General features: G+C 73.0%; 15 protein-coding genes. 8 read left to right on the plus strand and 7 right to left on the minus strand.

The features are described from left to right. Nucleotides 1–125 precede the first annotated feature (125 nt). Nucleotides 126–983, plus strand: a complete 858-nt coding sequence (locus tag IO39_RS11645; protein WP_043620155.1) for a helix-turn-helix domain-containing protein — start codon at nucleotides 126–128, stop codon at nucleotides 981–983. Between the two features lie 119 nt (nucleotides 984–1102). Here IO39_RS11645 and IO39_RS57605 read toward each other — a convergent pair whose 3' ends face one another. The 4 genes from IO39_RS57605 to IO39_RS11665 form a co-directional block, all read right to left on the minus strand. Next, nucleotides 1103–3010, minus strand: a complete 1908-nt coding sequence (locus IO39_RS57605) for a hypothetical protein (protein ID WP_043620159.1) — start codon at nucleotides 3008–3010, stop codon at nucleotides 1103–1105. A 119-nt stretch (nucleotides 3011–3129) separates the two neighbouring features. Then, the gene (locus IO39_RS11655) at nucleotides 3130–3747 is read right to left on the minus strand and encodes a pentapeptide repeat-containing protein (RefSeq protein ID WP_043620161.1); all 618 of its coding nucleotides are present in this window, start codon (nucleotides 3745–3747) and stop codon (nucleotides 3130–3132) included. 33 nt (nucleotides 3748–3780) lie between these two features. Continuing rightward, on the minus strand, nucleotides 3781–4944 hold the full coding sequence (locus tag IO39_RS11660; RefSeq protein WP_043620163.1) for a cation:proton antiporter: 1164 nt from the start codon (nucleotides 4942–4944) through the stop codon (nucleotides 3781–3783). Between the two features lie 8 nt (nucleotides 4945–4952). Further along, complete coding sequence (locus IO39_RS11665) at nucleotides 4953–5435, minus strand: cation:proton antiporter regulatory subunit (RefSeq protein WP_043620166.1); 483 nt, start codon at nucleotides 5433–5435, stop codon at nucleotides 4953–4955. Nucleotides 5436–5861: 426 nt separating this feature from the next. Here IO39_RS11665 and IO39_RS11670 point away from each other — a divergent pair, with 426 nt between their 5' ends. The 3 genes from IO39_RS11670 to IO39_RS11680 all read left to right on the plus strand — a co-directional run bounded on the left by IO39_RS11670 (nucleotide 5862) and on the right by IO39_RS11680 (nucleotide 8186). Then, nucleotides 5862–6506: a response regulator transcription factor gene (locus tag IO39_RS11670; protein ID WP_043620169.1), complete on the plus strand. Its 645-nt coding sequence runs from the start codon at nucleotides 5862–5864 to the stop codon at nucleotides 6504–6506. 170 nt (nucleotides 6507–6676) lie between these two features. After that, nucleotides 6677–7096, plus strand: a complete 420-nt coding sequence (locus tag IO39_RS11675; RefSeq protein WP_157548208.1) for an ATP-binding protein — start codon at nucleotides 6677–6679, stop codon at nucleotides 7094–7096. A gap of 70 nt (nucleotides 7097–7166) precedes the next feature. After that, nucleotides 7167–8186, plus strand: coding sequence for a PAS domain-containing sensor histidine kinase (locus IO39_RS11680; RefSeq protein ID WP_245641920.1), 1020 nt, complete (start codon nucleotides 7167–7169; stop codon nucleotides 8184–8186). Between the two features lie 29 nt (nucleotides 8187–8215). On the opposite strand, the gene IO39_RS11685 is transcribed toward IO39_RS11680, so the two are convergent. Then, the gene (locus IO39_RS11685; protein WP_043620459.1) at nucleotides 8216–9406 is read right to left on the minus strand and encodes an acetate/propionate family kinase; all 1191 of its coding nucleotides are present in this window, start codon (nucleotides 9404–9406) and stop codon (nucleotides 8216–8218) included. After that, entirely contained in the window at nucleotides 9382–11685 is a 2304-nt protein-coding gene (locus IO39_RS11690; RefSeq protein WP_043620174.1) for a phosphoketolase family protein, read from the minus strand. The genes IO39_RS11685 and IO39_RS11690 overlap by 25 nt, the downstream gene beginning before the upstream one ends. 271 nt (nucleotides 11686–11956) lie before the next feature. On the opposite strand from IO39_RS11690, the gene pgi reads away from it, so the two are divergent. The 3 genes from pgi (at nucleotide 11957) to IO39_RS11705 (ending at nucleotide 14820) form a co-directional block, all read left to right on the plus strand. Continuing rightward, a complete protein-coding gene (gene pgi, locus IO39_RS11695; RefSeq protein WP_043620176.1) occupies nucleotides 11957–13588 on the plus strand; it encodes a glucose-6-phosphate isomerase in 1632 nt (543 codons plus the stop codon). A gap of 58 nt (nucleotides 13589–13646) precedes the next feature. After that, nucleotides 13647–13997 (plus strand): spore germination protein GerW family protein, encoded by a 351-nt coding sequence (locus IO39_RS11700; protein ID WP_043620179.1) that lies wholly within the window; start codon nucleotides 13647–13649, stop codon nucleotides 13995–13997. A 196-nt stretch (nucleotides 13998–14193) separates the two neighbouring features. Then, on the plus strand, nucleotides 14194–14820 hold the full coding sequence (locus tag IO39_RS11705) for a LysE family translocator (protein ID WP_043620182.1): 627 nt from the start codon (nucleotides 14194–14196) through the stop codon (nucleotides 14818–14820). A gap of 104 nt (nucleotides 14821–14924) precedes the next feature. Here the strand turns inward: IO39_RS11705 and IO39_RS11710 are convergent, their stop codons facing one another. Beyond that, the gene (locus tag IO39_RS11710) at nucleotides 14925–15647 is read right to left on the minus strand and encodes a VIT1/CCC1 transporter family protein (RefSeq protein ID WP_052422769.1); all 723 of its coding nucleotides are present in this window, start codon (nucleotides 15645–15647) and stop codon (nucleotides 14925–14927) included. Between the two features lie 231 nt (nucleotides 15648–15878). Here IO39_RS11710 and IO39_RS50510 point away from each other — a divergent pair, with 231 nt between their 5' ends. Beyond that, the gene (locus IO39_RS50510; RefSeq protein WP_052422770.1) at nucleotides 15879–16538 is read left to right on the plus strand and encodes a Uma2 family endonuclease; all 660 of its coding nucleotides are present in this window, start codon (nucleotides 15879–15881) and stop codon (nucleotides 16536–16538) included. Nucleotides 16539–16577: the final 39 nt, after the last annotated feature.

The raw sequence follows: 16577 nt of genomic DNA on the forward strand, positions 1-16577 counted from the left end.
GCGGCGTGCGCGCGCTCCGCATGGTGACAACCTGCCGGTCCGCCGCGCGCGGAGGAAGACCGCGCCGAGACTGGCCCTGCGGGGGCCACGATACGCACCGCCCGGCCCCCCTAGACTCACCGGTCATGAGCGACAACGAGCTGGGTGCCTTCCTGCGCGAGCGGCGTGAGGCGCTCAAGCCCGCCGACGTCGGCCTGCCCGGCGGCGGCCGGCGGCGCACGCCGGGGCTGCGCCGGTCGGAGCTGGCCACGGTGGCCGGGGTGAGCGTCGAATACCTGACCAGGCTGGAGCAGGGCCGCGACCGCAACCCGTCGGTGCAGGTGCTCGTGTCCCTCGCCGACGCGCTGCGCATGACCCCGGAAGAGCGCGTGCACCTGCGCTACCTGGCCAAGGTGACCAGCGGCGGCATCGCGTTGTGCCCGGGGGCGGGGCACGTGCCCGCCCATACGGTACGGCCCGCCGTCCGCGCCGTGCTCGACCGGCTCGACCCCACGCCCGCCGTGCTGCTCAACCGGCTCGGCGAGGTGCTGGCCCACACCTCGGGCTTCGAGCGCGTCTTCGGCCCCCTCGGGCTGCTGGAGGACGACCGGCCCAACCTCAACCGCTACGTGTTCGCCGACGTGCGCGCCAGGATCGCCTTCCCCGACTGGGACAAGGTCGCCGACGAGCAGGCCGCCGCGCTGAGATACGAGGCCGGGCCCGACGACCCGTACGCCGCCGACCTGATCGACACGCTGGCCTTCGCGGCGGGCGAGGCGTTCACCGGGCGGATGTCGGGGCCGTCCGGGCCGCCGCGGCCGGCCCCCGTGCAGCGCCTGGCGCATCCGGAGGCGGGGGAGCTGCGGCTGGCCAGGGAGCCGCTCGACCTGGCGGGCGGCGAGGAGCGCATCCTCGTCTACCTGCCCGCCGACGACGCCACCACGGCCGCCCTCGACCGCCTCACCGGCCGCCGCCCCGGCGCCCTGCGCGCCGTCACCGCCTGAGCCCCCGCCGCTCGGCGACCCCGGTCACGCGGCCCGGTCGCTGAGGGCCGGGGCGGCCAGGCCGGGGTCGCGGGGCGCGGCCTGAGGGAGCGGGTCAGGCGCGGCCCTGAGGGAGCGGGTCAGGCGCGGCGCAGGGAGCGGGTCAGGCCGGCGGCGATGGTCGTGGCCAGCACCCAGCCCGCCGCGATCAGCCCGTACGCCAGCCACTGCGTCCCCCCGCCCGGGTTGAACGCCTTCTCCTGGCCGAAGTCGATGATCGGCAGCAGCAGGTCCAGCGTGTAGACCGGCGCGTTGAACGCCGGCGACTCCCCGCGCTTCAGCGGCGGCGGCGGGACCAGCGAGAACACCACCGTCCCCGCCACCAGCAGCGCGGCCAGCCAGCCGGCGGCCCGCAGCGGGCGGAAGCCGTAACCCACGGTGACGTCCTGGAGGTGGCCCCAGAACCTGGCGTACCAGGGGAGGGTGGCGCGGTGCTGCCGCTGGCCGGCCAGCAGGGTGTGGCGGGCGTCGGCGTCGCTGCCCAGCCGCCGGTACATGGCGGCGAGCTGCTCGTAGGCGTTCGGCAGGTAGCCGTCGGGGTCCCTGCGCAGCCAGCCGAGGCGCTCGGCGGCCGGCAGCATGGGCTCCAGCACCTCGTACGCCAGCCCGTCCATGCGCAGGTCGTCCGGCCACACGCGGGCGTCGTCCTGGAGCACCCCGATGCGCGCGTGCCGCAGATCGACCGTGCCCTCGACCGGCTCGGCGGTGCGCAGCGCCAGCTCGCGCGCCTCCAGCCGGCGGCAGTCGAGCGCCTCGGCGCCGGGCGCCGCCAGGGTGGCGCCGTAGAAGTTCAGGCGGCTGCCGATCCGCGCGTGCGGCAGGCGCACCCGGCCCCGGGCCGAGAAGCCGTCGCAGAGGCTGAGCACCTTGCCGACCGTCAGCCCGTTGGCCGTCAGCGCCGCGCCGCCGGGGTTGACCAGCTCGGCGCCGTGGAAGTGGGCGGGACCGGTCACGGAGGCGTCGACCAGGTTGATCTCGCCCTCGGCCCGCAGCCCCCCGCGGGCCAGCAGCGCGCCGTCCACGGCGAGGCCCTCGCCCGCCAGCGCCACCCCGCCGGGGTTGCGCAGGCGCGCGCCGTCCAGGTTGAACGTGCGGCCGATGGCGGCCGCCTCCAGCCAGACGTAGCCCTCGGTCTCGATCAGCGACAGGAACAGCCCGCTCTCGGCGTTCAGCCCGCCGCCGTGCAGCGCCCGCCGGCCGGGGTGGCGCAGCCGCGAGGCGCGCAGCGTGAGCGGGCCGCTGACGCGGGCGAAGCGCAGGCTGAACTCGCCGTCCACCTCCATCCGCCGGGCGAAGAGGCCGACCTGGACGACCATGTTCGACCCGTCGAACGCCGGCCGGCCGTCCGGCGCCCGCAGGCGGGCGTCGTCGAGGGTCACGGCCGCGCCGACCCTGGCCGCGGTGAGGTTGATCTCGCCGTCGCAGCGCAGCCCGTCTCTGGCCAGCAGGTTGCTGCCGACGTCGAGGTGCTCGGCGTTGACGGCGGTGCCGCCGGGGTTCTCCAGGCGCGCGCCGTTGAGCGAGAAGTCGCTGCTGATCCGGGCGCTGCGCAGGCGCACCTCGCCGGTGACGTGGCAGCCGGTGAGCCGCAGGTCGCCCTCGACCTGGAGGTTAGAGGCGACCAGGCCGGGCAGGACGGAGCCGGTGAAGCTGAGGAAGCGGGTGCGCGCCTGGTAGAGGTCGGGCGCCTCGTCGAAGACGCAGTCGCGGAACGTGGCCGGCAGGCCGATCTCGCCGAACGCCAGGTGTAGCCGGCCCGTGATCCGGGCGCCCGCCAGGCGCAGGGCCGGCTTGTCGGCCGGGTCGTCGTAGTCGCCGAGCAGCAGCCCCGCCAGCACCTCGGCCCGGACGGCGCGGCCGGGGCCCCAGGCGGCGGCGTTGGCGGGGGAGTCATGGCCGGGGTCTCCGGTGCGCAGGTCGACGTCATGGCCGCGGGCGACGGCGGCGGTGAGGGCCTGTTCGGCGGGGGTGAGTTCGGCGTTTCGCACACGGACATCCTGGGCGAACCTCGCCCGGAACGGGGCTCGTTCCCGCATGCCGGACGCCCCAGGGGGGCCGGGCTTCGCGCGATCGCCGCCGCGAACCCGGGGATCAGCGGCGCCGGGGGCTACGCGCGCACGTCGAAGCCGAGGGCCCCGGCCACCACCGTCGCCTGGAAGGCGTCGATCAGCGCGCCCTTGAACGTCACGCCGGTCGGGTCGAACGTGCTCAGGTCGCTGCCCCGCAGGTCGCACTTCGTCAGGTCGGCCTCGCGCAGCCACGCCCCCGTCAGGTCGGCCCGCAGCACCTCGGCGCCCTCCAGCCGGGCCCCGGTCAGGTCGGCCTCGCGCAGCCGGGTGCCGTGGAAGGCGCTGCCGCGCAGGTCGGCGCCGGGCAGGCCGACGTAGGACCAGTCGCCGCCCTCCACCTTCAGCAGCCCGAACGTGCAGCCGTCGAACATGCTGCCCGTCAGCTTGCACCCTCTGAACGTGGCGTCGAAGAACGAGCAGCGCGAGAACGTGCAGGTGAGGAAGCGCGCGTCCTCGTGCACCGACACGTTGAACCGCACGTTGCGGAACGCGCACTCCTCGAACGTCGAGCCGTGGTCGATCGCCTCGGTCATGTCCACGTCCTGGAACAGCACCCGGTGATGGGTCTCACCGGAGAACTCGCGCCCGTCCCAGTTCGCGGACCTGACCGTCGTCTCCGTCGGAGGCGCCGGCACTCCGTGTTTGCGTTCCGCCATGCGAGCACGCTAGCGGAGGCGACCGACACTTCCTCAGGCCGCCCGTTTGGCGATCGCGGTGATGAACGGCTGCACCAGCTTGGCCGCCAGGGGGCCGAACGCCGCCAGGATGAGCACGTACGCCGCCGCCAGCGCCCCCAGGTCGGGGTGCACGCCCGCGCCGACCGCCAGGCCGGCGATGACGATGTTGAACTCACCGCGCGGGATGAGCGCGATGCCCGCCCGGGCCTGGCCGGCCTTGGCGATGCCCGCCCGCCTGGCCGCGTACATGCCGGTCAGCAGCTTGGTGATCATGCTGACCACGGCCAGCAGCGCCGCCAGGCCCGCCACCGGCAGGATCTTCGCCGGATCGGTCTGGAGACCGAAGAAGACGAAGAACACCGCCGCGAACAGGTCGCGCAGCGGCGCGAGCAGCGCCTGCGCGTCCTCGGCCAGCTCGCCGGAGAGCGCGATGCCCACCAGGAACGCGCCGACCGCCGCCGAGACCTGCAGCTGCTGGGCCAGGCCGGCCACCAGCAGGGCCAGGCCGACGACCTTGAGCAGCAGCACCTCGGAGTTCGGGCTGGTCACGAACGCCTCGATCCAGCGTCCGAAGCGCAGCGCGACGACCAGGACGACGCTCACCGTGAGCAGCGCGATGCCCACCGAGACGGCCCCGCTCACCAGGCTCAGCCCGGCCAGCATGGTCGTCAGGACCGGCAGGTAGATCGCCATCGTGAGGTCTTCGAAGACCAGCAGCGACAGCACGGTCGGCGTCTCCCGGTTACCGATCCACCCCAGGTCCGACAGCACCTTGGCGGTGATGCCGGAGGAGGTGGCGTAGGTGACGCCCGCCATGGCCACGGCCGCGACGGGCCCCCAGCCCAGCAGTAACGCGATGATGGCGCCGGGAGCGGCGTTGAGGACCAGGTCCACGATGCCCGCGCGCGCGTTGCTCGTCAGGCTCGTGACCAGTTCGTCGGCGTTGTACTCCAGGCCCAGCGTGAGCAGCAGCAGGACGACGCCCAGCTCGGAGCCGATCGAGAGGAACTCCTCGCTCGTGGCCAGCGGCAGCACGCCACCGGTCCCGAACGCCAGGCCGGCGATCAGGTAGAGCGGGATGGGGGAGATCCCGACCCGCAACGCCAGCGCGCCCAGAACTCCCAGGCCGAGGAGGACAGCACCGAACTCGAGAAAGATCACCGCGGTGTGGTGCACCCGCGGCCCTACCCTTCCGCCAGGATGCCGGCGACCTCGCCGGTGCTTTCCTCGCTGCCCACGACGACCACGACGTCTCCCGCCTGGAAGACGAAGTCGGGGCCGGGGCTGGTGAAGACCCGCCCGCCCCGCGCCACGGCGACGATGGAGGCGCTCGTACGGGTGCGCACGCGGGCGTCGCCCATGGGCCGTCCCGCGTAGGGGGAGCCCGCCGGGATGGGCAGCTGCACGCTGACCAGGCCCTCGACCTGCTGGTGCAGCTGGTTGAGCCGCGCCACGATCCGCGGGGCGCCGAGGAGCTCGGCCAGGGCGTCGGCTTCCTCGTCGTTGAGCTTGACCGTCTGGCAGACGGCGTCCGGGTCTTCCTTGTCGTAGATGACCAGGTCCCGGCGGCCGGTGCGATGGGATACGACGCCTACCCGCTGTCCTTTGCGGGTGGTGAAATCGTGTCGAAGTCCGATCCCCGGCAGTGCTGTTTGTTCGACCTCCACCTATCCCACCCGTCCAGATCCAAACATTTCCGGACAACCCTACCAATGGCATACCCCGCCATTGTCTTTACCAATAGCGCGAGATCTCAGGCTCGCGGATCACGTCCCCGCCGGGACGCAAGGGCAGGTGAAGGGGCAGGTGGCGGGGGGCGTCGCCCGAGCCCGCGGCGCGGGCTCGGGCGGCGCGTGCGACGCTCCGGCGGGCCGCCGCCGGGGCGGCCCCCCTGCGCGCCGCACGCCGGGCGTGCGAGACTGCTGTCGAACGCACGGACCGGCCTGGAGCCGACACCGGCCCGGCCCGCCACCGCGCACCCGCCGGCGACGCCGGGTGCCGCGCCTTGTCCGCCGGCGGTCACGTCCGACGGCAGCCCGGTCCGGACGGCAGCGACACCACTACGGCAGCGACATCAAAGGGACAACGCCACCATGCCGACCGCCCCTCCGATCCGGCTGGTCCTCGTGGAAGATCACGCGATGGTCGCGGAGGCCATCGGCCTGGCGCTCGGCCGTGCCCCCGACCTTGAGGTGGTGGCCCAGGCGGGCACCATCGCCGCCGCGCTGGCCGACGTCGGCCGCTGCCAGCCCGACGTCGTCGTGCTCGACCGCAGGCTCCCCGACGGCGACGGCATCGCGGCCATCGACCGGCTGGCCGCCGTCGCGCCCAGGGCCAGGGTGCTGGTGCTGACCGGGGAGGCGACCGCGTCCGTGGCGGCCAGGGTCGTGGCGGCCGGAGGGGCGGGGCTGCTGGTGAAGTCCTCGCGGCTGGGCGAGCTGGAGTCGGCGGTGCGGGAGGTGGCGGCCGGCGGGGTGGTGTTCGCGCCGGGGCTGCTGCCCGGCGTGCTCGACCGGCTGACCGGCCGCGCCGGGCACGTGGGCTCGGCGCTGACCGCGCGCGAGCGGGAGACGCTGATGCTCCTGGCCGAGGGCGCCAGCACGTACGAGATCAGCGACCGGCTCGGCGTGACCCGCAACACGGCGCGCAACCACGTCCAGCACGTGCTGGAGAAGCTGGGCGCCCGCTCCAAGCTGGAGGCGGTGGCCTTCGCCCGCAGGGACGGGCTGCTGGACTGACCCCCCAGGCGGCCGGAGGACGGGCGACGACGGCCGGACGGAAAGCGCGCGGAGGGCGGAAAGCCGGTTGGAGTGACGCAAACGCACCAGACAGCTTCCCACAGCTGTATCAGGCGGCCTGGAGCGCTTGCGTCTCGTGACGGGCCGCCGCACTCCTCGAAAGTAGAGGCGTGGAAAGTGAGGAGGCCGCGACGTACCAGGTGGACACACTTCTGCCCCAGGAGATGAACAGCATCACAATGGCCCGCCACCTGGCGGGAGAGGCCCTGCGGGAGCACGGCTACCGGGGGCGTCACGAGGACGTTCTGCTGGTGGTCTCGGAGCTGGTGACCAACGCCCTCGTGCACGGTGACGGCCCGCCGGAGCTGCGGATCGGGGTGCGCGCCGGGCGCGTGCGCGTCGAGGTCGGCGACACGGGCGCGAAGCTGCCGGAGACCCGTGACCCGGGCCCGTCGAGCGGCTGGGGGCTGCACGTCGTGCGGCTGCTGTGCACCGGCTGGGGCGTCTCGCCCGGCGAGGGCGGCAAGGTGGTGTGGTGCGAGCTGGCGGTCACGTTCGCCCCGGTGCAGACGGGCGGCGCGGAGGTGTGATCGAGTTTGGCTCTTGAGCCGGCTCGTGCAAGGCTGCGGTATGCCCGAGGATGACCAATCGCAGGAGGATATGAGGCTCCTCGTCCAGAGCATCCGTGATTACGCCATCTTCATGCTCGACCCGCAGGGCGTGATCGCGAGCTGGAACGTCGGCGCGGAGCGCATCAAGGGATACACCGCCGGTGAGATCATCGGCACCCACTTCTCCGTCTTCTACCCGCCCGAGGACATCGCGGCGGGCAAACCCGCCGCCGGGCTCCGGGTGGCCGCCGCCGAAGGGCGGTGGGAGGAGGAGGGCTGGCGGGTCCGCAAGGACGGCACCAGGTTCTGGGCCAGCGTGGTCATCACCGCCCTGTACGACGACGCCGGCGCCCTGCGCGGATTCGGCAAGGTGACGCGCGACCTGACCGAGCGGCGCACCCTGGCCAGGGCGCTGGACGAACGCGGCATGCTGCTCGCCCGCCTGGTCAAGGCGCAGGAGCGGGAGCGCCGCCGCATCGCCTCCGGCGTGCACGACGACAGCATCCAGTCGATGGTCGAGGTGGGCATGCGGCTGCGGTTGTGGGGCGAGGGCCTGCCGGAGGAGTACGCCGCCACCCTGGGGGCGCTCGACGCCGCCGTGGACACCGCCGTGCACCGCCTGCGTGACCTCGCCTTCGACCTGCGCCCGCCGGCCGACGGCCTGGTGGAGAGCGTGGACGGCTACCTGAAGCAGACGATGCCGGGCGCGGGCGTGGCGTACGAGCTGCGCGACCGGCTGGACGGCGAGCCGCCCGCCGAGACCGTTGTCACCGTCTACCGCATCTGCCAGGAGGCTCTGACGAACGTGCGCAAGCACGCGGGGGCGCGACGGGTCACCGTGGAGCTGACCTCGCTCGACCTGGGCGTGCACGTCCGGGTCCGCGACGACGGCGCCGGCCTCACGTCCGCCGGCGGCGGGGCGGGGCACTTCGGGCTGATGGAGATGCGCGAGCGCGCGGAGGCGGCGGGCGGTTGGTGGCAGATCGCCGGCGCGCCGGGCGCGGGCACCACGGTGGAGTTCTGGGTGCCCGCCGTCTCCCACGCCTCCCCGGACCCGGACCGGCTCTGACCGGCCGGGACCGGCGCGGAACGAGGGAGTCAGCCGGTGAGGGAGTCGCCGATCAGGGCGAGGGACTGGCGGGCGATCTCCCATTCCTCGTCCGTCGGGATGACCAGCACCGCCACCTCCGCCCCGGCCGGTGACACCGCCCGCTCCCGCGCGGTGGCCTCGGCGTTGCGCGCCGGGTCCACGGCGATGCCCAGCCGCTCCAGCCCGGCCAGCGACTCGGCCCGGGTGGCGGCGTCGTGCTCGCCCACCCCGCCGGTGAACACGATCGCGTCCACCCGGCCGAGCAGCGCGTAGTAGGCGCCGACGTATTTGCGGATGCGCCGCGTGTAGACGTCGAGCGCCAGCCGGGCCTCGGCGTCGTCGCGGGCCCGCACCTCCCGCATGTCGCCGGTGCCGGTGAGCGCGAGCAGGCCGCCCCGGTGGCTCAGCGCCCGCTCCACCTGCTGGGCGTCGAGCCCGTCCACCCGGGCGAGGTAGCCGGCCAGCGCCGGGTCCACGTCGCCCGAGCGGGTGCCCATGACCAGCCCCTCCAGCGGCGTCATGCCCATGGAGGTGTCGACGCTGCGCCCGCCGGAGATCGCGGTGGCGCTGGCGCCGTTGCCCAGGTGCAGCACGATCAGGTTGAGTCCGGCGAGGTCACGGCCGAGCAGCTCGGCGGCGCGGCGCGAGACGTAGGCGCACGAGGTGCCGTGGAAGCCGAAGCGCCGCACGCCGAGCCGCTCGCGCCAGTCGCGGTCCACGGCGTACGTGTACGCCTCCGGCGGCAGCGTGAGCTGGAAGGCCGTGTCGAACACCGCCACCTGCGGCACCCCGGGGAACGCCTTGCGTGCCACCCGGATGCCGGCCAGGTTGACCGGGTTGTGCAGGGGCGCGAGCGGGGCCAGCTCCTCGATGGCGGCGATCACCGCGTCGTCGATGAGCACGGCCTCGGTGAACCGGTCGCCGCCGTGCACGACCCGGTGCCCGACCGCGACGGGGTCGAGCGCGGGCCCCGCCGCCTCGAACGCCTCCATGACCGCCGTCAGGCCCTCGCCGTGCCCGGGGAAGCGCTCCTGGCGTTCGTACGCCGGCCCGTCGCCCGCGTGGTGCGTGAGCCGCCCGCGCTCCTCGCCGATGCGCTCCACCAGCCCGCGCGCGGGACGCTGGTGGGTGCGCACGTCCACCAGTTCGTACTTGATGGAGGAGGAGCCCGTGTTCAGGACGAGGATGTGCCCGGCCATGTCCACGACCTTATCTCCGGCGGGTCCTCCCCATGATCCCGGGTGTGCGCCCGGGCCCGCAGCCGCGCGTCGCTCATCTCCTGCCGCAGGTGGGCGGCCGTGCTGCCGAGGCCGGGGACGCGGTCGATGACGTCCATGACCAGGTGGAAGCGGTCGATGTCGTTGAGCATGCACATGTCGAACGGCGTCGTGGTCGTGCCCTCCTCCTTGTAGCCGCGCACGTGCAGGTTGGCGTGGTTGTGGCGGCGGTAGGTGAGCTGGTGGATCAGCGACGGGTAGCCGTGGAAGTTGAAGACGATCGGCCGGTCGGTGGTGAACAGGGTGTCGAACTCCGCGTCCGGCATGCCGTGCGGGTGTTCCGACGGCGGTTGCAGCCGCATGAGGTCGACCACGTTGACGACGCGCACCTTCAGCTCGGGCAGGTGCTCGCGCAGGATCGCGGCGGCGGCGAGGGTCTCCAGGGTGGGCACGTCGCCGGCGCAGGCCAGCACCACGTCCGGCTCGCTGCCCTGGTCGGTGGAGGCCCACGGCAGGATGCCCAGGCCGCGCGTGTTGTGCGCGACGGCCTCGTCCATGGTGAACAGGTCGAGCACGGGCTGCTTGCCGGCCACGATCACGTTCACGTAGTCGCGCGAGCGCAGGCAGTGGTCGCCGACCGAGAGCAGCGTGTTCGCGTCCGGCGGCAGGTAGACCCGCACCACCGACGCCTTCTTGTTCACCACGACGTCCAGGAAGCCCGGGTCCTGGTGGCTGAAGCCGTTGTGGTCCTGCCGCCACACGTGCGACGACAGCAGGTACGTCAGCGACGCCACCGGCCGCCGCCACGGGATCTTCTGCGACGACTCCAGCCACTTGGCGTGCTGGTTGAACATCGCATCCACGATGTGGATGAACGCCTCATAGCAGTTGAACAGCCCGTGCCGCCCGGTCAGCAGGTATCCCTCCAGCCAGCCCTGGCACAGGTGCTCGCTCAGCACCTCCATGACCCGGCCGCCGGGGCCCAGGTTCTCGTCCGTCGGCAGCGTCTCGGCGTCCCAGGCCCGGTCGGTGACCTCGAAGACGTCCGACAGCCGGTTCGACGCCGTCTCGTCCGGACCCATCAGCCGGAACGTGCGCGGGTTGGCCGCGATCACGTCGCGCAGGAACCCGCCCAGCACCCGCGTGGGCTCGCTCGACTGCTCCGCCGGCGCCTTCACCTCGACCGCCGAGCGGCGGAAGTCGGGCAGCCGCAGCGGCTCCAGCAGCTCGCCGCCGTTGGCGTGCGGGCTGGCGCTCATCCTGCGCGTGCCGCGCGGCACCGTGTCCAGGATGCCCTGGACCGGCCGCCCGTCGGAGCCGAACAGCTCCTCCGGCCGGTACGAGCGCATCCACTCCTCCAGCATGGCCAGGTGCCCGGCGTTCTCGCGGACCTTGGCCAGCGGCACCTGATGGGCGCGCCAGGTGCCCTCGACGGGTTTGCCGTCCACCTCCCGCGGCCCGGTCCAGCCCTTCGGGGTGCGCAGGATGATCATGGGCAGGCGGTCGGCGTCGCCCGCCTTGTACGCCGCCATCTCCTCGAACGCCACGTCCAGCGTGCCGGCCATCTCCTCGTGGTCGGCGCCGACCAGGTGGGGGCGGTAGCCGTACCCCTCCATCAGCTTGAGCAGCTCCTGCTCCGGGATGCGGGCCAGCACCGTCGGGTTGGCGATCTTGTAGCCGTTCAGGTGCAGGATCGGCAGCACCATGCCGTCGCGGCGCCGGTCCAGGAACTTGTTGGAGTGCCAGCTCGCCGCCAGCGGCCCGGTCTCCGCCTCGCCGTCGCCGATGATGCAGGCCACCACCAGGTCGGGGTTGTCGAAGGCGGCGCCGTAGGCGTGCGCCAGCGCGTACCCCAGCTCGCCGCCCTCGTGGATCGAGCCCGGCGTCTCCGGCGCGACGTGGCTGGGCACGCCGCCGGGGAAGGAGAACTGGCGGAACAGCCGCCGCATGCCCTCCACGTCCTGCGACACGTCCGGGTACCGCTCGGAGTACGACCCCTCCAGCCAGGCGTGCGCCACCGCCGCCGGGCCGCCGTGACCCGGCCCGGCGATGTAGATCATGTCCTGGTCCCGCTCGCGGATCACCCGGTTCAGATGGGCGAAGCAGAAGTTCAGGCCGGGCGTGGTGCCCCAGTGGCCGAGCAGGCGGGGCTTGATGTGCTCGGGCCGCAACGGCTCGGTGAGCAGGGGGTTGTCCAGCAGGTAGATCTGCCCGACGGACAGGTAGTTCGCCGCCCGCCAGTACGCGTCTATGTGCTCCATGCCTCTGCTGCTTCCTCCACAGAGGGCGCTGAATCCCCTATCGCCCGACAAGACCGATTCGCCCTCCACTGTCCGGCCTGCCGCCCCCGCCCGGGCGGCGACGCGGACGGCGATCGCGCCCGCCGCGGGCGCCCCTGGGACACTGGGCTTGCAAAGACCACTGGGCGTCTAAAGACTCCGCTCCGCCGTGCGCGGAATGGACGATGGCGGGTACGGGGTTACGCAACGATGGACCAGGCATGATCGGTTTGGCGACGCGAGGAGGAAACGCGTGAACGGCGACATCACCCAGAGCCAGGAGTGGGCGGCCCTGGGCAAGCACCACGAGGAGCTGGCCGGCAGGCAGCTGCGTGAGCTGTTCGCGGAGGACCCCGGCAGGGCCACCCGCATGACGGTGACCGCCGGCGACCTCTATCTCGACTACGCCAAGCACCGCGCCACGCAGGAGACCCTCGACCTGCTCGTGGCCCTGGCCGAGCGGGCGGGGCTGCGCGAGCGCATCGGCGCCATGTTCGGCGGCGAGCACATCAACGTCAGCGAGGACCGCGCCGTGCTGCACGTCGCGCTGCGCCTGCCGCGCGAGGCGGAGCTGGTGGTCGACGGCCAGGATGTCGTGGCCGACGTGCACGCCGTGCTCGACAAGATGAGCGCCTTCTCCGAGCGGGTCAGGTCCAAGGAGTGGAAGGGCGCCACCGGCAGGCCGATCGAGACCGTGGTCAACATCGGCATCGGCGGCTCCGACCTCGGCCCCGCCATGGCCTACGAGGCGCTGCGCGACTACGCCGACGCCGGCATCGCGGCCAGGTTCGTCTCCAACATCGATCCCGCCGACATCACCGGCAACCTCGCCGGGCTCGACCCCGCGACCACGCTGTTCGTGGTCAGCTCCAAGACCTTCACCACCCTGGAGACCCTCACCAACGCCAGGGTCGCGCGCCGCTGGCTGGTCGAGGCGCTGGGCGAGGAGGCCGTCTCCAAGCACTTCGTGGCCGTCTCCACCAACGCCGCCAAGGTGGCGGAGTTCGGCATCGACACCGACAACATGTTCGGCTTCTGGGACTGGGTCGGCGGCCGCTACTCCTACGACGGCGCCATCGGCCTGTCGCTGATGATCGCCATCGGGCCCGACCGCTTCCGCGAGATGCTCGCCGGCTTCCACACCATGGACGAGCACTTCCGCACGGCCCCGTTCACCGAGAACATGCCGGTCCTGATGGCCCTGCTCGGGGTGTGGTATACCGACTTCTTCGACGCCGAGACCCGCGCCGTCCTGCCCTACAGCCAGCGGCTGCACCGCTTCCCCGCCTACCTCCAGCAGCTCACGATGGAGTCCAACGGCAAGTCCGTGCGCGCCGACGGCACCCCGGTCACGGTCAACACCGGCGAGATCTTCTGGGGCGAGCCCGGCACCAACGGCCAGCACGCCTTCTACCAGCTCCTGCACCAGGGCACCCGGCTCGTGCCCGCCGACTTCATCGGCTTCGCCGAGCCGTACGAAGACCGCGAGGGCATGCACGACCAGCTCACCGCCAACCTCCTGGCGCAGACCACGGCGCTGGCCTTCGGCAAGACGGCCGAGGAGATCGCCGCCGAGGGCACCGCGCCCGAGATCGTGCCGCACAAGGTGATGCCGGGCAACCGCCCCACCTCCACGATCCTCGCCCCCAAGCTCACCCCGTCCACCCTGGGCCAGCTCGTCGCGCTCTACGAGCACATCGTGTTCGTCGAGGGCACGATCTGGGGCGTCGACTCCTTCGACCAGTGGGGCGTCGAGCTGGGCAAGAAGATGGCCCTCGATCTCGCCCCCGCGCTGACCTCCGACGAGCCGCCCACCACGTTCCCCGACCCGTCGACGGAGCAGCTGGTCCGCAGGTACAGAGAGCTGCGCGGCCGCCGCGTCTGACCGGCCGTTCCCGGCCGCGGCATCGACGGGGCGGCGTCCAGGGGTGACGATGGCGGGCATGGACATCATGGCACTGGTGGAACAGTCGAAGGACGCCGCGACGGTCAAGCGGGTCTTCGGCGAGCCGATCCAGCACGGCGACGTCGTCGTCATCCCGGTCGCCAGGGTCGCCCAAGGGGGCGGCGGCGGTCAGAGCCAGGGCAAGGGGGAGAAAGGCGAGGAGGGCGCCAACGGCGGCGGCTTCGGCTTCGGCGCGACGCCGGCGGGGGTGTTCGTGCTCAAGGACGGCGACGCGCTCTGGCGCCCCGCCATCGACGTCAACCGCATCGTCGTCGGCGGCCAGATCGTCGTGGTCGTGCTGCTGCTGACCTTGCGCACGATCCTCAAGAAGCGCCGCCGCAAGCGCTGACCCCGACGGGCCGGGGCTGTTCCTCGGGGAGGGGGCGCCACAGCAGGGGCCGGCTCCCAGGGGATGCCGCCACCCGGCCTGACCTGGAGGAGCGCCTTCACAGGCGCCGGCCTGGCCAGGGCCGTCGCCGCCGGTCCTGGCCCCTCGGGGGCGGACCGGTGCGCCCGCCGGGGCGGGTGATCGTAGGCTGGGCGGCATGACATCCATGGCACAGGTCGCGGTCTTCGGGGGAGTGGTGCTGCTCGGGGCGATGTCGCCCGGGCCCGACTTCGCGGTGGTCGTACGCCGCTCGGCGATCTCGGGGCGCGGGAGCGGCATGGCGGCCGCGGCGGGGATCGCGGTGGGCGTGTTCGCCTGGGTGGTGGCCGCCGCCACCGGGGTCGCGGCGCTGCTGGCCGCCTCCGCGATGGCGTTCACCGTGGTGAAGGTGGTCGGCGCCGCCTACCTGGTCTACCTCGGCGTCAGGTCGTTGCGCGCGGCCTGGCGCGGGGGCGGGGAACTGCGGCTGGACGTCCCCGACCCCGGCGGGCGCGGCGCGTGGGCGGCGTTCGCCGAAGGGCTGCTGACGAACGTCCTCAACCCGAAGGCGGCGCTGTTCTTCGTGGCCCTGGTGCCCCAGTTCCTCGACGCCGGCGTCTCCGTGCCGGCGCTCTCGGCGGTCGCGCTGGCCGGGACGATCGCCTGGTTCCTGGTGGTGGCCAACGTCGTGAGCATGCTGCGCAAGGTGTTCGCCAGGCCGATGGTGCGCAGGGCGGTGGACGGCGTGACGGGCGTCGCCCTGATCGGCCTGGGCGTCAAACTCGCCACCTCCACCCGCCCCTGACCGGCAGGGCCGTACGAGCCCGCCCACGCGCCCCCCGGGCCTGCGACGCGTCCGGCCTGGCGGCGTGACCCGGCCGGCAGCGCGTACACGACCCAGGGAGGGGGTCAGGCGACCGTCACGCCGAGCAGGTGGCCGAGGCCGAACGTGACGGCGGCGGCGCCGACGCCGAGGGCGAGCTGGCGCAACCCGCCCAGCCACCACGGCCGGGCCGTCATCACCGCCACCGCGGCCCCGAACCCGAACAGCGCCACCACGCTCAGCACCAGCGCCACCACCAGCCCGGACGCCCCGAACAGGAACGGCACCAGCGGCACCAGCGCCCCCGCCGCGAACGCGCAGAACGACGAGGCGGCGGCCAGGTAGGGCGAGGGCAGGTCGTCGGGGTCGACGCCGAGCTCCTCGCGCACGTGCACCCGCAGCGCCTGCTCGGGGTCGGCCGACAGCCCGGCGGCCACCCGCTCGGCCAGCTCGGCGTCGAGCCCGCGCGACCGGTAGAGCGCCGCCAGCTCGGCCTGCTCGCCCGCGGGGTTGCGGGCCAGCTCGCGCCGCTCGACGGCGATCTCGGCCCGCATCAGCTCGGTCTGGGACTTCACGGACGTGTACTCGCCGGCGGCCATGGAGCAGGCTCCGGCGATCAGCCCGGCACACCCGGCCAGCACCGCTCCCTGCCCGGCCCCGGCCGCGCCCACCACTCCGGCGATCAGCGCGAAGTTGGACACGAGCCCGTCCATGGCCCCGAACACCGCCGGCCGCAACCAGCCGCCGGTCACGTCCCGGTGGCTGTGGTGCTGCTCAGGGGTTTCCGGACGGACAAGCTCGATGGTCATAAATGCCCTCCAAATACGATCTCTCCCCTCAAAACTGGCATATCGGAACGGAGGTTCGCAACGAAGGAAAGGCTTGCCTGACCAGCGATTGTCGCATTGGGTGACGGAACGGATGCGGGTCGCGTCAAGGGTTGGTAATGTCCTCGCGTGCCTCGGTGTGATCACGCGAACGCGTATGGCCGCGACCCGTTCCTGGATCGCAAGACTTGGCATGGGCAAGGTGGCGACGGCATGACGCTGTCGCCGGTCATGACGCTGTTGCCGGTCGAGGGCCGGCCGGTCACCCATCCGCCCTCCAGCCACACGCTCCTGTGCCCCTTCTCCGCTGCCGGCGGTCACACCGTCGATGACTGGCGCAAGCTGCCCGAATCCCGGGAGCGCATCGAGCTGATCGACGGGAATTTCCGGGTGAGCCCGCCGCCCATGGGGCTGCACGCGCTGTGCGCGGGTAGCTTGCGGTCCATCCTCGCCCGCGCGGTGAAACCGGACCTGGTGGCGGTGGAGACGGTCAACGTGGTCGTGGGGGAGGACGGCCTCATCCCCGACGTCGCGGTGCTGCCCCGGGATCTCGTCATGTCGCGCATGGCCGTCTTCCCGGCCTCGGAGGTGGTGGCGGTGGCCGAGGTGGTCAGCCCGGGGCCCGGCAACCGCGGGCGCGACCACGAGATCAGGCCGCTTCGCTACTACGAGATCAAGCCGCTTCGCTACGCCGAGGCAGGCATCGAGCTCTTCATCAGGATCGACCTGGAGGGCTCCGGGATCCCGCGCGCCGAGGTGCTGACACTCGGCGCGCAGGGCTACGAGCCGGCCGGCCACGCCAAGGCCGGCGAGTCGCTGACCCTGCCCGAGCCCTTCCCCGCCTCCTTCGGCCCCGCCGACCTGCTGCTCTGAGAGCGCGCTCGGCAGCGCTGTGCGGCCGGCGCCGCCGAG

This window comes from Nonomuraea candida (assembly GCF_000725485.1).
Classification (GTDB): Bacteria; Actinomycetota; Actinomycetes; order Streptosporangiales; family Streptosporangiaceae; genus Nonomuraea; species Nonomuraea candida.

Coding starts and splice junctions, on each gene's coding strand:
- IO39_RS11645 (WP_043620155.1), top strand. CDS start 126: ATGAGCGACAACGAGCTGGGTGCCTTCCTGCGCGAGCGGCGTGAGGCG.
- IO39_RS11710 (WP_052422769.1), bottom strand. CDS start 15,647: ATGACCATCGAGCTTGTCCGTCCGGAAACCCCTGAGCAGCACCACAGC.
- IO39_RS11700 (WP_043620179.1), top strand. CDS start 13,647: ATGGACATCATGGCACTGGTGGAACAGTCGAAGGACGCCGCGACGGTC.
- IO39_RS50510 (WP_052422770.1), top strand. CDS start 15,879: ATGACGCTGTCGCCGGTCATGACGCTGTTGCCGGTCGAGGGCCGGCCG.
- IO39_RS11705 (WP_043620182.1), top strand. CDS start 14,194: ATGACATCCATGGCACAGGTCGCGGTCTTCGGGGGAGTGGTGCTGCTC.
- IO39_RS11680 (WP_245641920.1), top strand. CDS start 7,167: ATGAGGCTCCTCGTCCAGAGCATCCGTGATTACGCCATCTTCATGCTC.
- IO39_RS11670 (WP_043620169.1), top strand. CDS start 5,862: ATGCCGACCGCCCCTCCGATCCGGCTGGTCCTCGTGGAAGATCACGCG.
- IO39_RS11690 (WP_043620174.1), bottom strand. CDS start 11,685: ATGGAGCACATAGACGCGTACTGGCGGGCGGCGAACTACCTGTCCGTC.
- IO39_RS11655 (WP_043620161.1), bottom strand. CDS start 3,747: ATGGCGGAACGCAAACACGGAGTGCCGGCGCCTCCGACGGAGACGACG.
- IO39_RS11685 (WP_043620459.1), bottom strand. CDS start 9,406: ATGGCCGGGCACATCCTCGTCCTGAACACGGGCTCCTCCTCCATCAAG.